The following is a 255-nucleotide window of genomic DNA, read 5'->3' as shown; positions in this document are numbered from 1 at the left end:
ATCGCCGCCGAACCGCTGATGCTGGACGTCTCGGTCCCGCCCAACACCCGCAAGGTGCTGCCGGTCGATACCTATCTGAACACCTTCGCCTATGTCTTCGCAGGCAAGGGCACGTTCCGTGATGCCTCGCGGCCGCAGGGCGTGCTGGTCGAGAAAGAGTTTCAGGGCCAGGAGCTGAACCTGCGCGACATGACGGGCGACCGCACGCTGGTGCGCTTCGGCACGGGCGACGAGATCGTGGTCAATGCCGGGCCC

At 65.9% G+C, this 255-nt stretch carries 1 protein-coding gene; it reads left to right on the top strand.

Annotated elements, in window-relative coordinates; translation table 11 throughout:
* Positions 1-255, top strand: a 255-nt coding sequence (locus tag JI666_RS22275) for a pirin-like C-terminal cupin domain-containing protein (RefSeq protein ID WP_206895108.1), incomplete at both ends; no start/stop codon positions are given.

The sequence above is a fragment of the Bacillus sp. NTK071 genome (assembly GCF_017303315.1).
Taxonomy (GTDB): domain Bacteria; phylum Bacillota; class Bacilli; order Bacillales; family Guptibacillaceae; genus Guptibacillus.
Note: the sequence above shows the minus strand (reverse complement) of the source record. Positions and strands in the feature narration are given on the sequence as shown.